Source organism: Vibrio sp. A1-1 (assembly GCF_021728175.1).
In the GTDB taxonomy this organism is placed as follows: Bacteria; Pseudomonadota; Gammaproteobacteria; order Enterobacterales; family Vibrionaceae; genus Vibrio; species Vibrio diabolicus.
This window is the reverse complement of sequence record NZ_JAKKCL010000003.1, coordinates 1-26,171: the sequence shown is the minus strand read 5'-3', so window position 1 is coordinate 26,171 and position 26,171 is coordinate 1. Positions and strand designations below refer to the sequence as shown.

The following is a 26,171-nucleotide window of genomic DNA, read 5'->3' as shown; positions in this document are numbered from 1 at the left end:
GGAAGGGAGTCCACACATCTACTACGAGTTGCTCCGCCCCTGCATAAACCCTCGGTATTCTTTCTCATGGTATTTGCCTTATCATGTTTATGCAGGTTACCACGTTCCGTACTGCCGCCTAAATCAAGCTCATGCCGCCTATACACCGATTGCCACTGAAACAGTAAGTAGGTTTCCTTTCAGCTCATCCTTGGGGTACTGGGCGCCCCAAGTTTTGACTATACTTAATACTTAACGATGCGTCATCGGACGGTTTGCTTTCGCTCATCTTCTTGATTCATAACTGATATTTCATTGATACCTTTTCCAAAGTCGCTTACTACCATATCTCTTAAATACAGCAGCACTTGGTGGTTTGAAACCGACCCCTACAGGTAGATTTCGACAGGCCTTCTCTCATCAGCAATACAGCTCCAAATTTTGTTCGTGGCGTACCCCGATACAAGACTTTGATTGTGTCGCGTTGTTTATTAGTGAACAGGAATAGCGCACATTGCCTAATGGTAAATCCGTTTCGGACTCTATAATCGCCGCGAGGCAATTGATGGGTTGCTAAAATCCAGAATCTCCCGATGCAGGTAAACATTCGGATCGCTCAGTATTCTCTTCATGCTCTTCATGACAGCGCTCCGATTAATTCGGCTACGTAGGCCGCAGGTGTTCCCTGGGGAATACTGAGTTCAACGTCGTTAATGAACAGTGTCATGTTGTCAACAGGGGTTTGAGTCATCTGGTAGCGTGTCTTTTTTTCAACGATTTCGGCTTGGATAAAGCCACCTGTTTGAGGTGGCCCAGAGCACTGCAACTGTTGACGTTTTGCATAGAAGGTCGAAACACTGAGAACATGGCGCTCGCAGAACACGCGTTGGGATAGTTGACTGGATTCGTATTGCTCGAACAGGTTTTTTCATTCTTGGTCGGTATGTCGTTTTGCCATTTCAGGTCTCCTTGAGGTTGGAGGTTTGATCTTTGGACGTACCGAGATTGATTAGAATGTGGGAGTTATGACGCGCTTACTTTTTATCTATGTTGTGGCCGTGTTCTAATATTAACGTTTTCTTCGACCTGAACACCAGCTTGGTACGTAACGAGGATATGTATTTTAAAGCCATAACCCCCCAATTGAGGCTCCGGTGCTTGGGACAAGATTCAAACACCAGAGGCATTATTTGGTGGTAAATTCATCTACAACACTACAAGTTGACTGTACTCACCCAACAAACTTACTCGGCTTACCTGAAGAGCTTACATATAACCGCTTCACTGCCCGTGTAGCAGCAACATGAAGCAGTGCTCTTTCATTAAACTCCAGATCTCTCTGCTCAACTGGATCTTCAGATATAGACTTGTAATAAGGCACTACTCCATCATTTACGGCAACGATAAACACAAACTGGAATTCCAATCCTTTCACGCGATGCATGCTGGCGATCCTAATGCCATCAACATTTCTGTCTTCAATGCCATTACGCTGTACAAGATAGGTAGATAAACCGTTAGCTTCCAAAGCGTCCATATACGGTTCTCTAATGTAATCCGTCCTTGCCACAAGACAGATGTCTTTCTGTGGTACACCTTCATCTAGCAGGGTTTTAATCTCTGTATGAATTCCGCTTATCTCTTCATCCTGGGAGTCAAAGCACTTGATAAATGGATCATCACCATGGAATAGGGATAGATAATCACTACTGTGATCATCTTCACCATCTAGGTTATCTGCTGTAACCCCATTAAGGATACTCACTGCAAAACGACGAGTTTCTTCCGTTGTGCGATAGTTGATTTTCAACTTGCGACCACGACCAAGGATATTTACACCACACTGTCCGAGAACAACTTTTCGGCTATAAATCCGCTGATGGCCATCACCAACTATAAACATGTCATTAGCTTGCTCAGGCACGATCTTACGTAATAGCTTGAATGCTTGCATTCCCATATCCTGGGCTTCATCCACAACAACAGATACATACGGCATATTAATCGACTTCTGCTCGATAATCTGAGCAGCATCAACCATTGCATCCGGCATCTCTTTAATGTTGTGGAAACTCAACTGATTTCGGTATTCCTCGAAAACAGACCATATCTTGGCTCGCTGAGGCCTGGTTAGTGAGGTCCCACGACCTACTCGCTTGGCTTTAAAGTAAGTTTTCATATCAGAGATATTCTGAGGCTGAACCACTAAGCGCCATTCTTCCTGGTAGAAGTTATCCGGCAGAGATAGTTCGGTCGGCCTGAGGTTCATTGCTGCTTTCCAGCATGCTTCACGCTTATTGTTGTAGTCATAAACAACGTTATAACTGTATTTATGGCGCTTCAAGAAACTATGTATCCAGCGGTCTATGTTAACGACCTCTATTCGCTTCATTACCTCAGGTGTGCAAAGTTTCTTAAGGTTATGTTCTATATCAGCCGCAAGGTTTTTGGTGAAAGTAGTGAACAAGACCTTCTTATTTGAGTCCGCAGGTAGCTGCTCAGCCAGCCAGCGGGCTCTATGCATAGCAACAACCGTCTTACCTGTACCTGCTCCACCAGAAACGCGAACAGGTCCGTTCCAGTTACGGTTAACCAGTTTTCTCTGACTTGGATGTAAGAAAACACGCCATTTTTCTAGTGGAGCATTCAGCATCTGCTCCAGTTCAACATCATCTTCCACCAACATAAAGCGACTCTTACTACCCGCTCTCTGCAGTGCAGCATCAAAGTCCTCAGTATCAACTTCAATATCGGAACCGTGTACCTCATTTAGATCAGCCAATAGTTCATCATACGGTGTTCCTGCTGCGAGTAGATAAAGCGGCTCATAAGCATCGGCTGGGAGCGCCTTTTCCATCATTTCCAATTGAGTTTCGTCTGTTAACCGGAGAACTTTTTCGATAAATACTTCCGGAATACCAAGATCCAGTAACTGCTGTTTGGTGTACCCCTTGAATAGAGGTACTACAGTAGCAGTTGAAGAAACCTCAGAAGCTTCCACCTCCGGAGCTTTTTTGGTAATGACCTCAGTCTCTTCAACATAAGTTGTATCGATAATTTGTATAGAACCGGTCGACGGGTGGATCTGGCAGCTATACCGCTTAGCCCAATCGTAAGCTTTATCGTGATGATCAACCCACAGCAAGATAAAGGCGCTTCCTTTTTCAGGTTGGAACACTATAGCGCGGTAAGTTTGATCGATTCTGGCTGAGCGAAGGTTCTTGCTCTTACTTTCGATTATTTTTTCCAGGTGGATTCCAGAACTTTTTGAGTTCGCCCGAAACTTATTAATGAAGTCATTGACCTTCTTTTGCTGCTGCTTCGGCAGTGCGGCAAAAGCGGTAAAAAAGGTATCTGAAATCGCAAGTTGTTGACTATCTGCCATTATTATTCTTCTCCTATAACCACTAACAGTTGTTCAATCAGTGCTTCATTAACTGGCTCTACAAAACACTGCCAACCCAAATCTTCTATCGTTTTCTTATGTTCTAGTTGTTCTTCCGTTAACAACGCAACCTTATTATCGGGCCAGGCGAACTCCGCTTCCGCTACAGACTCCGATGCATCATTCTTGATATCAAATCCGTTTAGACCAACAGGTAAGCCACTGCTGACTAGAAGATCTGGCTCACCAGAAATATCGGTGTATTCCAATTGTTCCTCCCACGGAGTAAGCTCATTTTCCATTGCGTCTATAGACGAATATGAGCCTTCCTCTTCGACAGCCTGAGAAACCAAGTCCACAGCACTAATACCTTTACGGCTACACCAACTACTATTCGGTAGTAACTGTAGCAAATTCAGTATCTTCCAAAAACCGAATAGATCTTGTTTATACCGGGAAATCGACGAATCAGCATCGTCAAAGATCACATGTATCCATATCTCATCTATCAATCGCTGTAACGTTGCATTCGCTAATGCTGAATGAGGAAGGGTCACCGAAATTTCTACAGTCTTTTCAGATGTAGCCAAAGAATCCAGTAAACCACCAAACAGGAAGTCTTCCTCAGGTAGGAAATGTTCAATTAGGCAGGAAGGTATGTTTTCCTGAGCTTCCAGTTCATATTTGTGTTTATTTGGTGTCGGTTCATGGCTCGGCAAAGCTAACCAGCAAAACGCATGGGCAAACGCAACTTCTTGGTAGACAGGTAACACTGACTTTGGTGAAGAGAGAAGATTAATCAGCAATTCAAAGTTATTTGAATCCTTTTGCGTATTAACCAGTGTGGTGTAGTTATTTTTAAGGAACTGATTAACCATATTCGTTGAAATCAGGCTCGACTGATGATGATTAAAATATTCCGTCAGATGTGATGTACCTGATTGTTCTAAGTCATCCCAACCAATAGTCCAGACAAGGAACCGACCACTTTTAACCAAGGCTTCACGCTTAGCGGTGTCGTCATCCACCGAATCCTTGTGATAAGCAAATCCATCTAGGAAAACTGCAATTGGTTTAACTTCATTCGTATATCTGGCAGGCCAGAATACAAAATCAGGACATGAGGATTTTGCTACCTTATCAGCACTGTTTATATTAACTTGCGGCTCAACATGCCAGGCAGCAGTCAGTTCTATTTCACCATCATCCCTCTTGCGGGCAAATGTAAGTTCATAACCATTTTTTCCCTGGATAATCCGGTGAGAAAGTCGCATCTGTTTATTAGAAGCTTTCAGTGTTTCGATAAATTTTCTTTCTAATTCGGAGCCTTCAAGCTTAGACAGATCGATTTCATTAATCGAATCGATCTCATTCAGTTTCTGGCTATTGTCCAGAATCTCTCGTAGGATCTCCTTTGCTCTATCACGAGAAATAGATCGCATGTTCCTACGATCCCGATACGCAAATAAACACCGATAACAACCATCCTTAGTTGGGTCATCGTTACATGAACACTGCTCTAACGCCTCATACGCCAGTTCTACCAACTTGAGCAGGTTATCCGGTGAGCGCATTAATTCCTTAAGGTAACCAGTACCTCCTGGCACTGAATCATAAATACAGAGGAAATGTTTTCTTCCTTCACCCTCATTAATCGGCTCATCGTAAACAGCACCGTGAATATGAGAAACATCGCCTTTAAAATATCTCTCAAGTCCCATATGAATGGCTGCGCTAAAGGAAGTTTCAGTTACCGAACCCTTCCCGAACGTAGTAATCGGCAATAGAATTCGAAGTGCTTCAGATTCAATCTCCCGGTATAGGTAGAGACAATTAATATAGTGTTCAGGTTCAGAAGGTAAACTTTTAAACTTACAGCTCAGAGTGTGAGTCGCATCTCCTCGATCATTTTGAACAACACCACAGGACTTGCACACCCTAAAACCACCACGTTTCATGCGCTGACCGGCAACTTCAAATTCGGGGCTAGACTCATCCGGGCTACCAAAATTGATATCTTTAAATTGAGCTTTGTTGATAAACTCAAATCCAAACGGAACCCGCTCACTATCAATGTGGTAAGCTCTGCGAACATCTTTCCGCTCAAAATCTACCAGTAATTGACGAGTATAAAATTGAGGCTCTCTGTTATCGCTATCATCATGAATGCGAGACTTATCATCAGGCGAGCGAGCATATACCTGACGTAGTTTAAGAAGATCCGTTAGCTGACCACCATCATGCCAGTTCGGAGCTCCACAGCGAGGGCATACTTTATGCTCATCTCCATCAAGAGTTATATTCACCGAATGGTTACAGTTACTGCATAAACGCCACTTCTCAACTTCTGATACATCCAAATCAACCTGCTCGATCTGAACTTTATGCCCACCTGCGTAAAAGAAGTTATTCGGTGCAAGTTCTGAAATAGCTACGGCTGCCGGTCGCTCATACTCATAAGTGCTGGTCAAATACTTTTGTGTACCATCACTGCCGTCGTTTTTCTCATTCCGACGCCATAACACCGAACGAAGCGTCACCCCAGCTTCAGGGAATGCATAGTTAGGCAGCAGCCCTTCATCGGTGAGGAAATTGAGCGTTTGCTTTTCATTAATTGAATTAACTAGTTTATTCAAGCCCTGCTTTTCTTCTTCAAGATCTCTAATCTCTTTCTCGAAATTCTGGTCTTTTACAGGACTATCTTTTCTCTTCTTTATTTCCTTGGTGAGTGTTTTAATTCGGTCTATCAAAGAGTCTCTATCGCGCAGCAAGAAGCGTAGCTGGGAAATGATTTTGTTACCCAATCCAAACTCACTCCCTTCACCTCGGATATAGGCACTAAGGTGATTAATTTCTTCCTCAGATACCGAGTCAAAAAGGTCGCAAAATTCGCGTAGTAACGAACCTTTATTTTCTTCAACGTAAGCAATAAAGTTGAATGGAAACTTATCCGGTGACTCTTTAGATACACTATTAAGCATCTGTCGCACTTTCTTATCGATTGCACCATTATCAACACCCTGAGCCACCCAGTTGTCCATACAAAAAGCCGTGAGCTGTCGCTCTAATACGGCCAACGCATTCATAAACACGCCGGGAGACTTCACGTGACCAGCCATCATATCGATAGGCTCTGCATAGAAGAACAGGTCATGCGGATTACCCTCTGCCAACGTGACATTGAACGCATTACCATCTGAACGACCAGCACGACCGATTCGTTGTAAATAGTTAGCCTGTGCAGGTGGTACAGAGCACAAAACCACAGATGATAAATCACCTATATCGATACCCATTTCGAGGGTCGGCGTTGCAGACAACAAGTTTACGTCCCAGGAATTACGTTCTGCTTTTTTACTCATAAAAGAACGTTCAGTCGCTTCCCTAACTTCTCGCTCAAGTAATCCGGTGTGTTCAGCCGCTATCACTTTTTCACAATCAACCTGATCCCAGTTAAAACGGGCTTGTTCAACATCGTTCTGATAACGCCCATTACAGCTTGCATTGAGACAGCACATGTTAGTCCAAGCTCCGGTCCAACTGTTAGGAACAACCTGCTTATCTCCACAGCGTTCACATGCGAAGCGAGTCACGTCTTTTGAAATCTCTATTGCTTCAGGCTTAATTGCCCAGCCTGACTTATTATCCCGGGTATCCGATTCAATCAATATTCCGCCTTGAGTCAAGGCACCTAAACAAGCCCTATATACCTCACCGGTATCAGCACTCACCATCACATTTTCATCAACACCCAGAGTTATCTCTAGCCAGTTTTGCAGCCAGGTTTTCTTGCTCTTACTTTGGATTACCGGTGTATAAGACGCACCAATTCGTTCAACGCTTAAAAACAGTGGTGTTCGTGTTGAAGGACCAAAACCCGGCATGTATAAGCCATGAGGCGTTCTTTTGTCATTTATGCTGTATGTCTTACCGTCACCATGAAACATATAACTCTTAAAGGCTGTATGCTGGATACCTCCCTGTTGGCGAAGCTTGGTGAGAACCCCCACCAAAAACTCAAGTACCATTGTGCTGGTAACATGTTGAAGAGAGCCAAACTCTTGAGCTAGGCTATGCTGTAATCTGTCGGCTATCGGTGCTAAGACTTCAATAGGCACAGCTGCGGCAGCGAAAGCTGAACGCTCCAGTGAACGGCCTATGGAGCAGTGAAGCCCAAATTCTTTAAAAGTCTCCCATTCCAGACGGCCATCGACCAAAGTAGAGATTTCATGTTCACCCTTTTTCTTTTTGGGAAGTGAGCCTTCAGAAAGTAAATGCTGATAGTCCCCCATCCACTCCATATTATTGGCAATGAATTTCGCGACATAGATATCAGTAGATACACTCTTATTCCGTGCGTACTCAACAACCCGCTTTGACAGTTCAGACAAATTAACTGTCTCTTCATTTGCTAAAGTTGCCGCTATTGCACTGCGCAACATAAGAGGCCAGGTCCTGGAACCGTAAAATCCTGCATGGTGTGCCGCATCCTGAACTGAATCTGAAAATGTAATCAGCTTCTTATCATCGTTATAGCGGCTCCCATATAACTGATGGATCATCACACTGGTTAAGCTTGATGCGCGAGAGCCCATAACGCTAAGACCTTTAGCACTACCACAGCATGGACAGTCCATCTTGAATTTGTTGCGATTAACACCGTTTTCGCTGCTCTCCCTGATTTCCTTAGGCATAACCACAGAAATCAGATTGGTTGAGCTACAACTCACACAATGATCAGTAGTTGAAGAGTTAACAGCTAAACAGTCACGGCAGAGAAGCCGAACAGGGCCATTAATCGCTTGTTTAGTATCAGAATGCGCAGGAAACGCCATACACAGATCGGGGTTCTGAGTAAAAAAGTGGCGATAGAAAGACTCAAGATCATCTTCAATCACAGTCCCTGTAGTAGGTAATACGCCCGCCCAGCCAGTTACACCGCAATCACGGCAGTTAATAACCGGGAGGTGCTTCTCTAGATCATCAGAAACAACATCATCAGAAAAGGTCAATCGAGGTTGCTCCGATACAGATGCTACTAAGCGTCTTAGCTCCCTCAACCAAAGCTGATAGCGAACCTGTAAGAATGGCAGTACAGATCCTTCTGACTCTCTACGGGCAACGGAAACCAGAGTTACAAAACTTTCAATCAGGGCAAGAGCTTGAACAGGTTCAATATTAAGCAATGATGAAAAATAATCGGCCATCTCGTTAGCATCGCTGATCTGGCTCTGCAACTTGTTAAGCAACCATTGCAAGAACTGGTGCTCCATCAGCAGACTACCCAGTTGTACGCAACGTTCTTCCCGCTCAGCTTTACCTAAATCTGAAGAGAGATAAAGTGACGGTTTATCCACCTGTTTTTCAGAATCATCGTCCTCAAACCAAATATCTATCTGTTTATTAATGTAGCTATCGATAGAGTCGCTGTAACAGGGGTCAATTTGTTTATCCGCATACAATGGTACCTGCCGAAAGACAGTTTCAAAGCCAGCGAAGAACTCACGGACGCTATATCTGTCTTCATTAACGATTGCCTCATCATCAAAATGGCAATCAAATATTTTCTGTGCGTAATCGATAAGATCTTGCTTTTCATCACCAACGGTTGCCGAGGTACCGACACAAGCCAAAAAGTCATCAGGAGTATTCAAGCGGTATTTTAAACGACGGATAAGACATGCCAGATCGGTACCCTGAGCACCATCAAAGGTATGTAATTCATCAACCACCAGATACTGCAACATCTCCTCGGTATTATGCCTCCAAAGCTTCTGGTCTTCTGGGCGGATCAATAAGTAATCCAACATCTTGTAGTTGGTCAGCAGAATATCCGGCGGATTATCACGAAGCGTATCTTTGCAGGTGATCACTTGTTTTTGGGCAGGATTCATTCTGCGAGACGGTGACGATTCTTGTGCGCCTACAAACAAACCTACACTTAATCCAGCGAGCTTAGGGTTCTGACCTATAGTTTCTGCAAAACGTTTCGCCTGATCGGTGGCTAGGGCGTTCATGGGATAGATGATAATAGCCTTAATACCATCCCGCATACCCGCTCGGTTCTGCACTGCACAATGGTTAAGGATTGGGTACATAAAACACTCTGTTTTACCTGAGCCAGTCCCTGTTGCAACCAGAGTTCCTTTTGGTTGAACACCGGAAAGTCGCTGAAACGCCTTAGCCTGATGCGCATAAGGCGTAAACATCATGTTCAAATGATCAAAGTAATCCTTCGCCAACGTACTCTTTCTGAAGGGCAAAGCCATCGAAAGATACGGCCCCTTTATAAGAACATCGGGAGCATCTACAAAATCATCGATAGCAGTTCGGTTACTTTCTCTTCTAAAAAGAGGCGTTGACATTGCAAACGCACCTTTCAAAAACTGTTGTACTGCGCTAGCCGTTTGTTTGGCTACTACTGAAGGTAACATCCTGCTCCCTTAATCTTTAGATATCAATGCAGATAACACTTTGATAAGTTTCTTAGGTGAAAACTGATCAATAGAAAATAAAGACCAATCATTTTCTTCCAGTAAATCCAGAGATTCTTCTAAATCATCATCGGTTGTGATAGCAACTTTACTCTCAGGCCAAGCAAACTCGACTTCCCCCTGAACCTGATCACCTATGACTATTTCATAACCCCAGACCGGTGATTGCAGCCCTTTACTTCTTGCTTCCTGAACAAAATTTTGAATGCAATCCAATTCGGTTAACTCCGAGATCTCATCCCAACTTTTTGTAATTTCAGAAAGAACCAAACCGAAGATCCGCTCTTTAATTAGCTTATCGATTTCTGACGAATCGATTGAGCCGTTAACATCCCTCGAAACAATCAACTGATCAGAATACCCATTCTCTTGATACCACCGTTCCTTGCGTTGCCACTTCGCCATATAGTCTGGGTCATCTAACAAACCCAAATGCTCCCAATAGTAAATTTGTCCTTGATATTGAATAGTGAAGTCTGGGAGATATTGACTGCCATCCTTTCCTGTCAGAGGTTTTTCATAGAATGGCTCAAGGCCATTTTGGAAAAGAAGATCAGCGACGATGACTTCCGACTTACTGCGAAGCATCAGCCCCATAATGGATTTATGGACCTTCCCTGATTCGTACCAATCAGCCAGCGTTAATAATTCATCTGGCACCTGATTCAGTTCAAACAGAGAGCTGTTGATACAGGCTAAAGCTGATTTTTCAGGTCGCGCATGTCCTATCAGTGAACTTACGTTATCTTGGATCAACAATGTGCACCGCATAGATGCCCGCGTGATCCCGGTATAGATCAGCTCCATCATTCGGCGGTTATTATTCGCCTTAGGAATGACAAAGTAGACGTGCTCAAACTCACTTCCCTGAGATTTATGCACCGATATGGCATATGCAAGCTCTGTGTTGCTCTCTAGGCTATTCTTTCCCGACTTAGAGTAATCAATAGCGAGGTGATCTTTCTCTACAAAATAACCCGCAAACTCGCTGAATGAGTACTTGTTCCATTTGAGGTATTTAGCTTGCTTGGGTTTCGGTTTTATAGTGCCAATTTCACCATTAAAAATCTGTACTTTGTCATTACTACGGTCTTTGTGATTCCACGCATAAATCGGATCTGATTTTGTGCGATTTCTAACCTGAATCACTTTATCAAACAGGTGAAAGCCATCCACAGAACCGCGTTGCGCCCAAGAGCCTGCTTTGAACTTCTGACAACTCAAATTCAAGGCTTCTGTACCATACATCTCTCCACGTACAGGAGATAAAACCTGGAATTTTACTATGTCATCTTGTAATACTCGGCTCCAGGTCTTCTGAGCACTCTCCTCACCGAGACAGAAATCTGCATGGACCTTTTCAATCAATGTATTGGCAAGATCCTGCTCTTCACTCCAGTAGATAACAGACAAATCATCACCAATTTCACCACCATCCTGTATCCTGATAAGTAGTTCGTCGCGATCCAGTTTATCGGCTTTCATGGAACCACTTTCCGTTTCTACTTTAGCAACTGAATTTCGAAATAACTCTGCAACATCAAGAATCGATGTGCCTTTTCCTTCAACACGATTATGCATTTGTCGAAGATTTATACTCAGCTCAACAAGTTGATCCGGATATGCTTCTCGTACATGACTGATAATATCCGCGTAAACTCGCCCCACTCCGATGGGAGGAAGCTGTGCTGGATCGCCAACGAGCATTAACCGTGATACGGAGTTCCAGTCCATTGCTCGACAAAACGAAGCGAATAAGGTGTTATCAATCATTGAGCATTCGTCAATCACCAGACACTGATAGCCAGTAACTTTTTGACCACCTGCTCTTTTTAGATTCATGTTCTTACTTAGCCATCCATGTCTGGTTAACAAAGCATGGATAGTCTCCACATCTACCCCTTCGATCCCCTGTTTTTTAAGCTCTTTTCTTAACCTATCAGCTGCTTTTCCAGTTGGTGCTAAGATGCAGATCGATACACCTATCCCACTCACAGCCTGAACACCTTTCAGAAAGGCTGTAGCAACAGTACTTTTACCCGTACCTGCACTTCCCGCTAATACTGCAAAAGGCTTATCAAAGACTTCTATGCAGGCATCGGCCTGTAACGATATTGCTTTTTCGTATTCCGGTCTTATTTCTTCATTGGTGTACAAGAGACTCTCACGAACCAACAGCGCATCCTGCCAGTTTCGCTTTGTTCTTATACGCGAAAGCTTTACGGTTGGCCTTTTTAATAGTTGTGTCAAAGTATCATCAACTAATCGCTCATCTTCAAAAATGTCCAAATCATAAAGCAGTAATTCACCCTGTTCCTCGCGATAATGTATAGCGAATTTATAAAATTCTTTATCAGCTTCGAGAAAACCTCTTTTAAACACAATCCGTTTCCATTCGGGAAGCCGCTCCAGCCTCACATTAACTTGATCAAGTATATTTTCAGCCTTAATGAAGACATGGGGAGTGCTTGCACGCAACGTTTCGAGTAAGAGCGCACGCAAACGCTCAGGAGCATCGAGATCTACCAGCCTGCAGGCCTCAATCTCCATAGCTGGAACCATCCCTCTATCGACAAGACTCCAACGGATAGAATCACTGTCATCATCCCCTTTGTATTGCTCTGCAAGCAGGTAAGGGTTTTCTACTAACTCCTGTTCAGATGCAAGTACGCCCCACTCACTACGTTGATCACTAATCAAGCGAGAAATCTGCGCTGAACTCAAAGCTATGCGGGGCATAATCTCAAGTAGCAACTTTTTTCGTATCTCACTTCCTTCAAGAGATACAACTATCTTTCGGCGTATGTTTTTAAGTTCATCTTTAGAAGGGATCCAGTCACAAAGCGAGTTAGTTTTTCCGCTGATGAAATCACAAACGGAATTATATGCATCACTCTCTGAAGCTAGTGCCGCTTTTCTGTAAAAGCTAATCCCTTGGCTAAGACCTAAATACTCAAGAACAGCTGGTATACCGGGATATGCCCCTCTGCTATGCCATAACCTACCAAGCAACTGATTAACCCAGTCAATCCTTGCTTCCCAGTCATCACTCTTATCCTTTATTTCGTTTTTGAGGACATACAGAGAGTTAAGCAACTGCTCTAGCAACCCAATTGCATCGTCATCACTTAATTGTCTGGAACCATATTTACATGCATGAGTTTGTTCAGGAAAAACAACAAACCGCCTAGCCTCATCTAACTCATCTTTGTATTTATGATATGGCAATCGAACGCCCTGTTCTGGCCACTGGCTAGTTATACCACGCTGCCATACAAAACCATTATGGAACTTTTCCTTAACTTCCTGTGTACAATTACTATAAAAAACGGGAGGAGCAATTTTCCCAATTAGTGAGACGCCCACCAACACATGACGCTGATGTTCTTCGGAGGAAAACGGATTTGAATAATGCGCATAATAGAATGCTAGGCTGGCACCTTCCTCCAACTCATCAAAATGCTCACAGGAAAAATTAAACCTCGCCTCATAATCAAAAGTGTTCCCTTTCTTTACCCCATCCCTTAAATACATAGCTTCGTAAGGCCATGTACAAGCTGTAGAAGCAGGGAGTTGCCATTGAACGGGGTCAGCGCCTCCATCATAAAAATCAGGAGGTGTATCCTCAGCAAAACATTCACTTCCACTAAACGCGTTCGCGCTATACACACAAGGTGGTATACGCTCCAATTCATTGAACGGCTTACCCGCTACTGATTTCTCCCAATTTAAATCCCTTCTTTCACGAATAACCTCGCCTGGATAGGATTTACATCCGACACAGTAAACATTTCGTTCTGGATGCTGACAAATATGCCCATTCCAACCATCATCATGCCACGCTAGCCGAATGCTGATATGTTTAGTCATTTTTTTGTTCCTTTGAATCTACGTTCAAATTGGCAAGCTCTGTGTTCTTACCCATGGTTTCTGTATACGTTTCGCTAGAGCAGTGTTTTAGGGCGTTCATCGAGAGGATGATTAATAGCCTTAACACCACCCAGCAGATTCGCCTGGTTCTGTACTACACGATGGTTCCAAGTGGGGTCCGTAAAATACTCGTTTTACCAGCCCCCATCCCAATTTCGACTAGGATCCCTTTGGCTGAACACTGGACAGTCGCTAAAACCCCCCTGCCTGATATGCATAAGCCGTAAGCATATTTTGAATTCACTTATTCCGGACAAAGAATGTAAGTGTTCTCTCGTTCCGTGGTTATTTGCCTATATTCTTTTACTTTCTGCTTAACAACTTCACCAATATTGAACGAGTCAAACGACAACCCATAGGCTACAGATAGGCGGTGAAACTCTTGGTCATCTATAGAAGTGCGAAGACGTTCTGGTTTGGGCAACTCAAGAATCTCAATAGGAAATCCAGTTTTAACCACTTCAACTGCTTGGCGATATACAGAAATATTCCTTCCTCCGCCACAAAGAAACGTCGTTATCTTTTCAGTAAACTTGCCAGGACCACCAGTATAATGCTTGTCGGTAGTACAAATGGTGTCACGAACTTTTAAATTCACAGCTCGCCGAAAAGGAGTGTCGATTTCTCGTAACTTATCTTCAGGAACATCTGCCCACAGTGCATACTCTCTATCATTAAGTAACTTATTCAAATCTGAGGGGGGGAGTTCTGAGCTGCTTTTTAGGCGAACCAACCGATATTTGCGCAGAATTTCGACACCTAGTGTCTCTAAGTTTTGATCATAGGTTTTATACCGCCATTCGCCATCATGTTCATCAATGATAAACATCGCTATGTCAAGCGTCCCGGCACCAACATCGATTAGCAGATGAGAGTACTTTCGTCGTTGAGGAGATTGCACATAACCAACAATTTGTGCAGAAAATTCGGGCAGAAGCATTAATCGTTCATTGTCGAATCTAAGCGATGATGGAATGCTACTACACCGGTTATCCAGACGCTCAGACACTTCTCGTGCAGTGTAAACAGAAATTATTTTACAATAACTAAGTGTCCAAGCTGCTGAAATGAGTCGTTGATATTTTTCTAATAACTTTCTATCTTCATAGTTTTCTGCAGGAATACCGGCATTAATCAACCAAGCGATTGATCTATTTTTATAGGGAGAATCCGCATCATTCTCTGGCCAACGACGAATAACTTTAAATACCAAAGCCAAAAACATTACTATGGCTATATTATGTTCGCGCTTTGAATCTCCCATTATCAGTGGCATTTTTAATTCGGTAATTTCAGTATCACCACGCTGTTGAGTTAATGAAGCATTACCATACTGGTCAACATAAACTGCACTTGGTAACAAATAACCATGTTCACCAAAGTTAATCGCATAAGCATCCGACTCATCCCCTATCACAACCTTGGTATAAGCTGTTCCAAAATCCAAGCCGACATAAAGATACAAATCCTCATCCCTCATCGGACTTATTTCATCTTGAAAGTCGAGTGGTGTATTGGAATTGTTCGCTAATTTGTCGACCAACAACGCCCGATCTGGCGATTCATATTCAGGCAATTTAAATTCAGGTGGGTTCATTGGATTAGCATGCTCTGTTTTCTTTGAGCACGTTTCATGACCACCAATTAAGTGCAACGGTTGCTGAAGTGCTTTTGCTGCATTAGCTAAACGCTTTTTCGTTTTGTTTCGGCGACGTTTTTTCTTAGAATTAGCCTTTTCTGCTTGGTTCTGTTGCAGAGGCGTGGTTCCAGACTTACGATTTTGTTCACATGTTTTTTTGTTCCTTGAAGAAAGTTTATCCGCAGAGCCTTCAGTCTCTTTTTGAGGGCGAGGTTTTTGCTCCATCGATTCTTTATATTTTTTTAATGCCAGCTTCCAGTCTTCCATTGACAACTACGAGCTCCTTTCAACGTTTATCACCAGATGACACACATCATGAATATGATGTTTCAGGACAGCTGACTGATTCAACTCAGCTTCTCTCTGTTCAAATCGCTCAGTCAGTTTACGGATCTGTCCCTCTGTCGCTTTGATCAGCGAAGACCTCCCGGCCAGCTGATGTTTAAATAAAGCGCTCTTTCGACTATTTAATTGGCGTTCAAAATGCTTTTTAGCGGAAGATAACTGCAAACCAACTCGATCATTATTCTCTGCAATTTTCTGTGCTGCTTCCTTTTCATAGTCTGACTGTAGCTGCTCATCGCAGCGGAAAAAAGCACTATCAATAGCAGCAACATCTACAGAACTAGAGACGTTAGGCCAGTCTTTTCCCTGCAACCGACCCGCATTAACAACATCAAATGACTTATTCGGCTCAAACAGCTCATCGCTCTCCAAATGTATTAAACGACTTACAAGTTTTTCCTCGATGCGTATACCTTCAAAAGACAGCCGCTTAACAACAGCTACATATTGTCCAGGTAGCAAATCTTTAAGCTTGTCCTGCGCCAGGCTAGTTGCTACTAACGGCACAAAGGCTTCGTTATGCTGACGTAAATACTCGCTGATAAACTGGATCAGTGGGTGGGTCTGATTTATAACCTCATGTTGATGATCAGACTTAACCATCTTATTGCGAAATACCACAGTGCGCCTTCCGCCCTGATCAAGAGAGGTCAAAGCGTGCATCTTATTTTTTTGCACAAACTTACCAAGTTCAGCCGCTGTTTGCGATGGTAAAATAATCTCATAAACTGTCTGATCAGTTTTAGGTTGGAAAAACTCAAAGCCCGTGCAGTGACGTTCCAGAAAGTCTTTAACAAAAGTGATTAGATCTGCTTCTGTGATGCGCTTGCTAAACTCGTGGGCAGCATTTACTTCCTGTAAAATATGGCCACTATGAGCAATCAAATTAGATGCTTCAGATTCAAGCTGGTCAGTGGTTTGACGAAGCTGCTCAATAGCCAAAGAAGTTTGCTCTATACGCTGCTGCTCTTGTTCCGGTGTCAACTCAGCACAGAACAAATCTTTCGTCAGAAGACTAATTTCGTCGCCTAAGATCGCTTCCATGTCACCTAGTGAACGTTTAAAAACATCAAGCCGTTCATACAAACGGTTGTAGATCCGTTGGTCGATAGTATCGTGATAGCAAAAATTCAAGATTGTGATTCTATCGGCTTTTTGACCATGTCGATCAATACGACCGATACGCTGCTCTATGCGCATAGGGTTCCAGGGCAGATCGTAATTAATCAATACTCGACAAAACTGTAAATCAACACCCTCGCTAGCAACTTCCGAGGCCAACAGCACTCTGGCTCCAGCCTTTTCCTTAAAGCGATCAATAATGTCCTGTTTTGTTTCTCGCATCCCACCCATCAGCACTTCACTGCTAATGTGATGCTCACCCAGGCGTTCAGCCAGATAACGTAAAGTTCCTCTGAAATAGGAGAAAATGATAACTTTCTCGTCAGGATACTCAGTGAAAAAAGTCGAAAGCGTATCCAACAAGGCGGAAAATTTACTGTCATATTCACGCAACTCTTCCAATTCAACAATCCCCTGAACACCGGCTACGATATGCTGCATCAAGGGAGCAGAATCTCCAACAGAACTGTCGGTGCCGAGATCTTCATATAGCTGAAAATCATCTTTGCTACTGCGTCCTTGCCAGGACTTCATCGCCGCGTACATACTACTGGACAATTGTCTTTGTGGGGTAGCCAGCAAAAAACCTTCAGATATGTCGCGATCAACTGCGTACCGGCGTACGATTTCAGTCACTCTTTGGTAAAGCTCTGTTTCGACCTCTGTCATCTCTACGTGGGGAGCCATTGGATCACGGATAACTCTAAGTTCTTTAACATCGGCTTTACGAGTACGGATGACAGCTTTTGACAGCAAGTTGCATCGTTCTATACGGTTAGCAAGCTGAATTCGCACACTGTCATCTTTTAGCTCTTCGTCATTTAACCCATCATCTAATATAGCTTGTAGTTGGTTGTTATCTCTTAACAAGTAATGCCGCTGAGCCCTGTTTAGCTCCGTTTCTATCTCCTCCCAGCCTGAAGACTTATCCAGCGCCTGACGCTGAGCCCTTACTAATGGCTCGTTGGCCGTTAAAATGCTGGGAAATATATGCTCTGAACTGAAGGTATCTTCGTCCACCAAGTTAAGAAGCTGATATAGATCCTGGCTATGCAAATTAATGGGAGTGGCCGAGAGCAGTATAATGTTTTCACTCACCTCCCGGATTAAACGGCCAAGCTTTGAAGTAGCACTTTCTGCGTTACGCATCTTATGTGCTTCATCGAAAATCACCATATCAAACAAAGGCTCTTCAGCTTCATTTTCTGCCATCAATTGTGCTAATTTCTGGCGCGGGCTTACCTTTTTAGCTTTGCTGGTGATACCCTTCGCTTCATCATCCATTTTTTGTCTTGGCGGGCGCAGACCATCGTAGCTACATACAATCGCTTTGCCTGGTGGAACATTATGTCGATCACGCTTAAGTTCTTGACAAAGTTCCGCTGCGTTCATTAAGGTCGCATCGATACCAAAACGGAACGCCAGTTCATCTCGCCATTTTTCTCTAAGCATCGCCGGACACACTACCAACAATCTTCTGGCATCGGTTCTGGCTCGCATCTCGGTCCAGATCAAACCCGCTTCTATGGTTTTACCTAAACCCACTTCATCAGCAATAAGAATGCCCTTAGACTGCGCTTCCAGAAAAGACAGCACCGGCTTGTATTGGTAAGCAAAAAATTCGGTATTGGTGGTATCCATGCTGTAAACCAAATTCGCAAGCCGACCTGAGAGCTGAATGCAGGTAAGGTTCCGCCGTAAATCATTAACCCGACCAAATTGCTTATTTTCCAGCATGCTATAAGGATCATCAGTATTACCACTATCAATCAACTCTAGTGATTTTGCAATCACCCAACTGGATCCATCCGGATAGTGAACAAAGTAGCGGATAATGCCGCCTTGCGTTCTGGTTTTACCGCTTAGGGTTCCTACACGGCCAGGATCGCTTATTAATCTAACCTGCTGGCCCGCTTGCCATATCTCACGCATCACTGCCCTCCTGATTAAACCGGCGTTCAAACTCAGCCCATACCGTATCGTAATCTTGCTCACGGTCGCATTTGTCGAATGGTGCGACATATTCGATAGTTCTGGTAAGAGGACCGTTAGGTACCGTGTCATCTTGTATGGTTTTAAATACAGAGCCAGACTTCAGATCACAGATATCTTCCCATCCCAATGGGATCATCTCTTTTGGTTGCTCTGTTATTGGCATCAGTTTAGCGATATCTTTTTCACTCTTTCGGGTATCGTCACGCCAAACAGGAGTTACGGTGCGACCATCAATTTCACCAGATTTCAGAGTATAAAGTGATTCCTTTTTCGCAGCTTTACGTGGCAAACCAACACCAACTAAGCCTTTGGATGCGGTAAAAACGATACGACCGGTTTGGTCATACCAGGTATCGGCTTCGTACTGGCGCATAACTGGGAACTGTACGCGATAGATAGTTTTTAGCTCTTCTAGAGTTAGTCCCAACGCCATTGCTACCAGTACATCAATTTCTACCAAAGCTTGGCGTCGTTCGTAGTCAGTCCGTAAAGCGCAGTTGCGTTGCCACTGTGGGGTAAGGTTTTTAAAGAAATCGCTAGATAGGCGGGAATCATTTTTTGCCCAAAAGTCACTCTCGGATTTGCTATCAAATACTTCATTCCACAAATCAGCATACGAGTCAGAAACACAGTTCAATGCCAAGTATCGGGTACACATCTGCTGATTTTCCACAAAAGGAAAAGCTTCTAAGCCTTGTGCATATAAATCACCTCGTCCTGTCGATTTTAGGAAGAAGTCAAACACTATTGATGCGCAGGCAGAAGCAAAATTAAGCATTTCATCTACACATTCAAATGTTGTAGATATACATGTATTAATATTTGCAGCACCTTTAGGCATAATTGTGGAAATAAATGTTCGTTCTCCCGATTGACTCAACTGTCGCCTATGAACAAATCGATAATAATCCGTCACAGGCCTTGGTTTTGGTTTATCCGCCGAATTTGCACCATTAGCTTTCCATTGTTCCAGATCGGCTTCATCCACCCAAGGCACTTTTGGGGTGCGTTTTTCGTATTCCGCCATATCGCAGGCAGGCACATAGTTCGTGCGCGGCAGATAATCATCAGGGATGACGGTAAGATCAAGCACATCATATGAACGGTTCGTATTACAAACTGCTTGCGGAGTATTATAAAACGGTCGACCAACAAAAAAGTGTGGCCCGGAAAGCACCCATTGACTGGTATTGTTCGGGAATTGGGTAGTACGCTCAATGGTTCCGTCCTTTTGAGCATTGGTTTCATGCCACATCTCCAATGACATATATTCATTCTGTAGATCACCCAGACGTTTTGGCTGAGCTGCAAATTTCTCCAGTACGGAAATTAACTGCTTAGAATGGAGTGCGGGAAGTCGGGCTGCAGTTGCTGGTGTACCTTCTGCGTCATAGAGTTTGGAAAATAAAGATAGATTAGTTTCAGTAATATCAACAATTCTTGAGGAGTGACCTTCCGTATTCCAGCCATATGACACCTTCTGTTCAGAGTCCACCGATATTTTCTTTAACCCAGGAGCCTCTCCAATACCATCATGTTCAATACAAGTATCAATGGTACTTGGAGTAAATAAATTGGAGATATTCTCAAAGAATATTTGGTCAGATTTATAACCATAAATATGGATTCCAAAATACACCTGATTATCTACTTCGGCGAACAGTTTAAACTGATTTTGAAATTGAAAATGCTTCCTTAACCGAGGGTAAACCATTTGCCTGAATGCTCCACCTTTTGGATCATCATAAATTCCTTCAGGATGAAGGAAGCCTGCTATCCCTTGTTGGTTATTAATACGCCATGCCTGCGGCAAAAAGCACTTATAAAGATTGGTCTGCTGTCCTTTCAGCTCAGGATAGTTTACGATCGCATTCAGGAAGTTCTGTGTTCCTGCTGATTCTTCATACTCAGCCAGATAAGCTTGTTGTAGTTCAGGGATCTGTTCAAAGGTCTGTTCGCGCAGGCTGTTGAGTTTTGAAGCAGAAAGTTTTTTCAAAATAAATTCTGGCTCAAAGTCGCCCATTACGCCACCTTCTTGCCATTCAACCTTCAGCCAAGGTGGGTTCCCCAAAATCAAGTCAAAGCCGCCACCCTGTCCACTTGCAGCATCCAGTGCAAAAATATCTGCAAACTCAAGCTCCCAGTGGAAAAACTTCTGACGCTGCGCTAGTTGATCCACCACTTTTAAGCGAGGAAATTTATCGTAGATAAATTTGCGATCCAAACTACTCTTAGCGAATAGATCGTGCCGGGTAGTAACTGTTTCCACTTCCGCGAACATGTCCAGTGTTTGCATCTTGTCAACGTTGGTCTCTACCGTCAGCTCTACTTCCACATAACCTTCAACAAGGGTTTCCAGCTCCATCAGATATTCCCATCGCTCAGGCAGTTCGCCCGCCTGGTCAATAGGCCAGAACCAAAGTGCGCACCAGTAATCCATCACCAGTTTAAGTTTTTGGTAGTTGGAACTTTTGGCAGTTTGAGATTTGATCAGCAGCTCATCCTTAGCTGCCATATTGGTTTCGAAGTTAGTTTTATCCAGGCTAAGAGGCCAGACGTTGTAATTATCTGAGGTTTTATCACGTAAGTACTTAAGCTCTTTAGTATGCTCCTGCCAAAGCGTATCAATCTTGGAGGAAATACGCTGTAGCTGTGCTAACTCGTCATCGCTAAAGGACTGAATGAACTCTTTACGCCAGTCATTAATTGCTTTGATCTGTTCGCTTTTCAGATCTTTAACTGCTTTATCCTTATAGTTAGCCATTGCCTCGTCAGGCAACAAGAAGTGGTAAACGTCACCATTAGCACGTTGCTCACCCGGCATAACCCGCTTAGGTGCACGGTTAAGCCAACTAGCGTCTTTTTTGATCTTCTTCGCGCCATATTGCAGCTCATGAGCGGCAAAGGTCTGACGACGAGCCCCTATCAGTGAGTTGCCGTTGAACAGCTGATAGCCAAACCAAGGCACAAACGTATCGTTACTGATGGCATTAAGCCAAAGTGAAACCTCTGCCAGTTCAACTGCAACCGGGTTTAAATCCACCCCAAATACATTGTTATCCGCCAGATACATCTTCACCCGCTGCAACTCGTAGGTGTACTGCTCTTGAGGAATACGTGTGCCTTCTGCGTCTTGCTTTAGTTCCAGATACTTTTCAGCAAGCTGGTTAATCGCTTCATTCAAGAATGCTGCACTGCCCATAGCGGGCTCACATACCTTCAGGGTAAGAATCTTATCGGCTTTATGATGTTTGTCTTCTATCGGCTCGATCTGCTCTTTGTAGAGCTCCTTCAATGCGTATTTCACCAAAGATTTGGTTAACACCTCTGGTGTATAGTAGGAAGCTGACTTTTCACGGTCACGACCAGCCATACGATAAATAAAGCTGCCTTTTGGATGGCAAATAAGTTTGCCTTTGTCGGGACCACTGGTGTGGTAAACCTTCTCTTTCTCGTCGTATTTGGGAAGTTCGCTGGCCGTCACGAAGTAGCCAGTCTCGAGTTCATTTAACTCCTCACCAGCTTTTTTTACCTCATAGAGATCTTCACTAGCGAAAAAGCCACGGTAGGAAAGTAGTGCTTCATAGACCGCGCCCAACTGGTTAATGCCAAGCTGATTATAAGAAATACGACCACGGCGCTTGTTCTTGCCCTTACCGGGACGACTCAGAGACATCAGTTGAATCACCCGTTGCAGAGTTTTATTGGTAAATACCACCCTGTTTAGAATCGGAGTTTCTTTGAGATCAAAAAGGTGGCTATCTAAGCGAGCTATAGTAAAGGTATCGTCTGTGGTAGCCAGCGTGTCCTTCTGGACAGTTTGTGGTTGATAGCCTTTAAAAATTAAGCGAAACAGCATGTTCAGGCTGTCGTGAATATAACTGCCGTTCAGCGCCTCTTCACCGGTAAGCTGAATCATTTCCAATTCACGCAATGACTCCAGGCTGTAGCCTTTTAAATATGTGGCTGAATCCATCTGAGCATAGCCAAGCTCAGGACGCGCCTCGATATAAAAGAGGAACAGCAAGCGGTACATATAGCGCAACGCTTCGCGGCTCAACTTTTCAGGGTCAATTGCTTTTTGTCCTGTATAGTTCGCCCGGTTTCTTTCCAGCAGATATTCCATTGCTTCGTTACCCAACAACTCAATGGACTCTCGCAGAGCATATTTAAGATCCTCCGAGACACCAAAAGCATGTTTATGGGAGTTTTCATCAAGGTTATCCAGCAGTGTCGAGCCACTTTGTGGGATCACTGAATCTTTGTGCAGCAGAACCGAAACCGCCTCTAGTGTTGCTCCTTCTTTACGTCCCAGGATTTCTTCAAAATCAAATCGAAGCACGCGGTTTTGCGCCCATTTGGTACGGTCGATAAGCAGGCATTGGCGGTTCCCCAACAGAAGCAACCAACGCGGTGGCTCTGCTTGAGTAAATACGTGTTTTGAGATTAGATCCTGCCAGCTTAGAGGCTGACCGTGTTTATCTTTGGTCATTGCTCGAAGTTGGTCTGGCTCAATACCCTGAATAAACTGCTCTTTGAGTAGCGGCAATGCCAGTGGGTCAGTATTGTCTTCATCGATTAGATCATGAGCCATAGCAACCCACAGGCTGGGCGCTCCACTCTGATCTTCATAGCTGGCTAATAGTGGTAACGGACTCTTATCATCCAGTTCTATCTGCTGCAGTTTTACCTCATAACCGAGTGCGGAAAGAACAGGTTTCCAGCGATTAAGCTGATCCCTTAGTCTTTTCCCGGTTGCACGCTCCTTTTGCTGTTCGTTCAACAGCTTAAAGTAACGGACTCTATAGCTTTCTAACTGGCGATGTGGTGTCCGGTAGCCTGACTGAGGTGATTCACCCTCAGCACGAGCAATGCGCTCTAGTTCTCTTGCCTGTTGCTCCTGTTGATTCCAACCATCAAGAACACCACGTATATCGTTACCGAAGATCTCGCTCAAGTAATGATGGGAGTAGAATTCGTTTTCGTTGTTAATGCCAATTAGTGCCATGTTATTTCTCCTCCCCTGTAATCACTGCAACCACCTGGATATAGGGGTGCGGCTCTATGGTCATGGTGTCTTCCATCCACTGCATATAGCTTTCAAAAACCTGGTCAATCTCGCGCTGCTGCCTCTCTTTACTGGATTGCTTAATCCCCTCCAACTGGGCGCTGGCTTCAAACTTCAGTTCCATCTGCTGTACCCGCCGTGTTCTAAGTTTATCCAGCTCATCAAGCTGATGATTAAGTTTGCTGTTAATCGTCGAATCAACATGTTTGCGTTCATGCTCAAGAAATTCTTTTGCATGTTCGATGACTTCAGGAAGGTGTTGCTGCAAACGCTCACTACGACTTTCGATCATTGGGTTCGCCAGTTTTAGATCAGCCAGCGGCAGCGCTTTAAGGAATTCTTCTAAAGGTTGCATGGCAGCAAATTTGCCTGCATTTAGCGTAACCACCAACCATGGGTTAACCACCGGATGACTCTTACGGTTCGGGTAAAGTCCGCTTATTAGGTAATGATCAGTATTGGCTTGTACATGTCCCGGAATACGCAAAATAGGCGCTTCGTGACGTCTGAAAGCGACACTTTGCAGCTTATCATTCAGCCATTGCACTACCGGGTTAAGCTGCCACAAATAATGAATCTTCGGCCATGAATCCTGATCAGCCCGACAACGAGCTATCTCATCCGACAATGTGGCAACGTTTTCTGAAAGGACAAAGTGCCAGTTCTCGGGTTTTACTTCCGGAGCGAGTTGATTGAACCGATATTGCAGATCGTTTGGTGCAGTTAGCTCCAACACCTGCTCTTTCTTACGAGCGGTATATTCAACTCTCTGACCGTTCTGTTTCAGATAACTTAGTGCAGCTTCGCAGTAACTCAATTCGTTACTGTATAGACTAGAAAGCTGCCCTGTTAATCCGGTGGTAGTCTGGCTGACCGGACTTTGCGGGGTAAAAGCGTGCAGTGGATTATTACTGATTTCTTTTGGCGGTACTGTGCCCAAACTCAGCATTGCATCAAGCACATTAATACCCTTACTAGGATCAGAGATCACATCAGCAACTACCTTCTCCTGTTCTTCCTGAGTATAGGCATCCATAAACTCAGATGGGTCACCAATATTTGTCTGTGCCTGTTCATCTTTATTAACCAGAATGTCGTAAACGCGGGCATCTCCAAGAAGCAGACCGGTATCATCCTTCTTTGTCATTAGATAGCGAATTTGAGGTTGAACCTGTTGGCCGTAACGGTCGATTCGTCCGTTACGCTGCTGAAAGACCATCAACGACCACGGGATATCAAAGTGAATCATTTTGTGGCTGAAATAGTGAAGGTTGATACCTTCTGACGCTACATCAGAACAAACAAGAAGACGTATTTTCGACTGGGCTTTACCGAAGCTCTCAACGATTGACATGATCTCAGTGTCGGCCATGCCGCCATGCAGTTTTACTATCTGAGATTTGTCGATATCGTTCTCTACAACCTGCAGGTTGAGATCCCGTTTCAGGTTGTCATAAAGAAAATCTAACGTGGGGATACTTTCAGTAAAGATCACTAGTCTGTCGTCAGACTTAGTTGGCTTCCAACCTAGTGCTGGGGCTTTTTTATCATTTATGGTGGATAATAAAGCCTGATATTTACCAAAACTGCTGGCATCGATATTTTCTAATCCGGCCTTGAGTGAATAAAGGCTGTTGATTTCAGTTTGTAGTTCTGGATCTTCCTGCCGCTCAAGCTTATTTATGCGATTGTTTACCACAGAGTGACAAGCCATCGGGCTGGAGAATAGTGCTTTCTCAAAAGAAACTTTTAGCAGGCGACCTGAGTTTGGCCCACCGTTATCTTTACCAATCTTTGCTTCAGCCAGCAGTTCGTACACGTACTGCTCCTGTTGGCTAGCCGCTGCATGAATACTTTCAATATGACGCTCCGGAAATTCTCCGGCGATTTGGTCTTTTACATCATGTTTAAAGCGTCGTACCACCAAGCCTTTATCTTTAAAATCTTCGTGCTTGTAGTTGCTCTTGTCGGTGATAGCCGTTGCATCCAGCATATTCATCAGGCTGGCAAAACTCTCCGGTTTACCATCATGCGGAGTAGCAGAAAGCATAATTAGGGTGTCGCTACGCTGGGAAAGTAGTTTAGCCGTAAGTGTTCACCGAGCCCATATTGACAGAAAAAGTGTGACACTCAGCACTTGATCCACTTTTGGCTATTGAGTGATCATTCCAGTGCTTCATCCTGTTTGTTATGAGCAGAAAGAAAGCCCCTAAA

8 protein-coding genes are annotated in these 26,171 nt (G+C 43.9%); all 8 read right to left on the bottom strand.

The window, feature by feature from the left end:
- Nucleotides 1–616 precede the first annotated feature (616 nt).
- The 8 genes from L3V30_RS07115 to L3V30_RS07080 all read right to left on the bottom strand — a co-directional run bounded on the left by L3V30_RS07115 (nucleotide 617) and on the right by L3V30_RS07080 (nucleotide 26,007).
- Entirely contained in the window at nucleotides 617–901 is a 285-nt protein-coding gene (locus L3V30_RS07115; protein WP_237308695.1) for an IS66 family insertion sequence element accessory protein TnpB, read from the bottom strand.
- A 309-nt stretch (nucleotides 902–1,210) separates the two neighbouring features.
- A complete protein-coding gene (locus L3V30_RS07110; protein ID WP_237308586.1) occupies nucleotides 1,211–3,364 on the bottom strand; it encodes a UvrD-helicase domain-containing protein in 2,154 nt (717 codons plus the stop codon).
- Between the two features lie 2 nt (nucleotides 3,365–3,366).
- Nucleotides 3,367–9,798: a DEAD/DEAH box helicase gene (locus L3V30_RS07105; RefSeq protein WP_237308585.1), complete on the bottom strand. Its 6,432-nt coding sequence runs from the start codon at nucleotides 9,796–9,798 to the stop codon at nucleotides 3,367–3,369.
- Nucleotides 9,799–9,807: 9 nt separating this feature from the next.
- A complete protein-coding gene (locus L3V30_RS07100) occupies nucleotides 9,808–13,728 on the bottom strand; it encodes an AAA family ATPase (RefSeq protein ID WP_237308584.1) in 3,921 nt (1,306 codons plus the stop codon).
- A gap of 304 nt (nucleotides 13,729–14,032) precedes the next feature.
- Nucleotides 14,033–15,694, bottom strand: coding sequence for a hypothetical protein (locus tag L3V30_RS07095; protein ID WP_237308583.1), 1,662 nt, complete (start codon nucleotides 15,692–15,694; stop codon nucleotides 14,033–14,035).
- A 6-nt stretch (nucleotides 15,695–15,700) separates the two neighbouring features.
- The gene (locus L3V30_RS07090; protein WP_237308582.1) at nucleotides 15,701–18,826 is read right to left on the bottom strand and encodes an SNF2-related protein; all 3,126 of its coding nucleotides are present in this window, start codon (nucleotides 18,824–18,826) and stop codon (nucleotides 15,701–15,703) included.
- The gene (locus L3V30_RS07085) at nucleotides 18,819–23,897 is read right to left on the bottom strand and encodes a hypothetical protein (protein WP_237308581.1); all 5,079 of its coding nucleotides are present in this window, start codon (nucleotides 23,895–23,897) and stop codon (nucleotides 18,819–18,821) included. The genes L3V30_RS07090 and L3V30_RS07085 overlap by 8 nt, the downstream gene beginning before the upstream one ends.
- 1 nt (nucleotide 23,898) lies before the next feature.
- Nucleotides 23,899–26,007, bottom strand: coding sequence for a helicase-related protein (locus L3V30_RS07080; RefSeq protein ID WP_237308580.1), 2,109 nt, complete (start codon nucleotides 26,005–26,007; stop codon nucleotides 23,899–23,901).
- Nucleotides 26,008–26,171 lie beyond the last annotated feature (164 nt).

Excerpts from the sequence above, each read along its gene's own strand:
- L3V30_RS07110 (WP_237308586.1), bottom strand. The coding sequence starts at position 3,364 with ATGGCAGATAGTCAACAACTTGCGATTTCAGATACCTTTTTTACCGCT.
- L3V30_RS07105 (WP_237308585.1), bottom strand. The coding sequence starts at position 9,798 with ATGTTACCTTCAGTAGTAGCCAAACAAACGGCTAGCGCAGTACAACAG.
- L3V30_RS07100 (WP_237308584.1), bottom strand. The coding sequence starts at position 13,728 with ATGACTAAACATATCAGCATTCGGCTAGCGTGGCATGATGATGGTTGG.
- L3V30_RS07095 (WP_237308583.1), bottom strand. The coding sequence starts at position 15,694 with ATGGAAGACTGGAAGCTGGCATTAAAAAAATATAAAGAATCGATGGAG.
- L3V30_RS07090 (WP_237308582.1), bottom strand. The coding sequence starts at position 18,826 with ATGCGTGAGATATGGCAAGCGGGCCAGCAGGTTAGATTAATAAGCGAT.
- L3V30_RS07085 (WP_237308581.1), bottom strand. The coding sequence starts at position 23,897 with ATGGCACTAATTGGCATTAACAACGAAAACGAATTCTACTCCCATCAT.
- L3V30_RS07080 (WP_237308580.1), bottom strand. The coding sequence starts at position 26,007 with ATGCTTTCTGCTACTCCGCATGATGGTAAACCGGAGAGTTTTGCCAGC.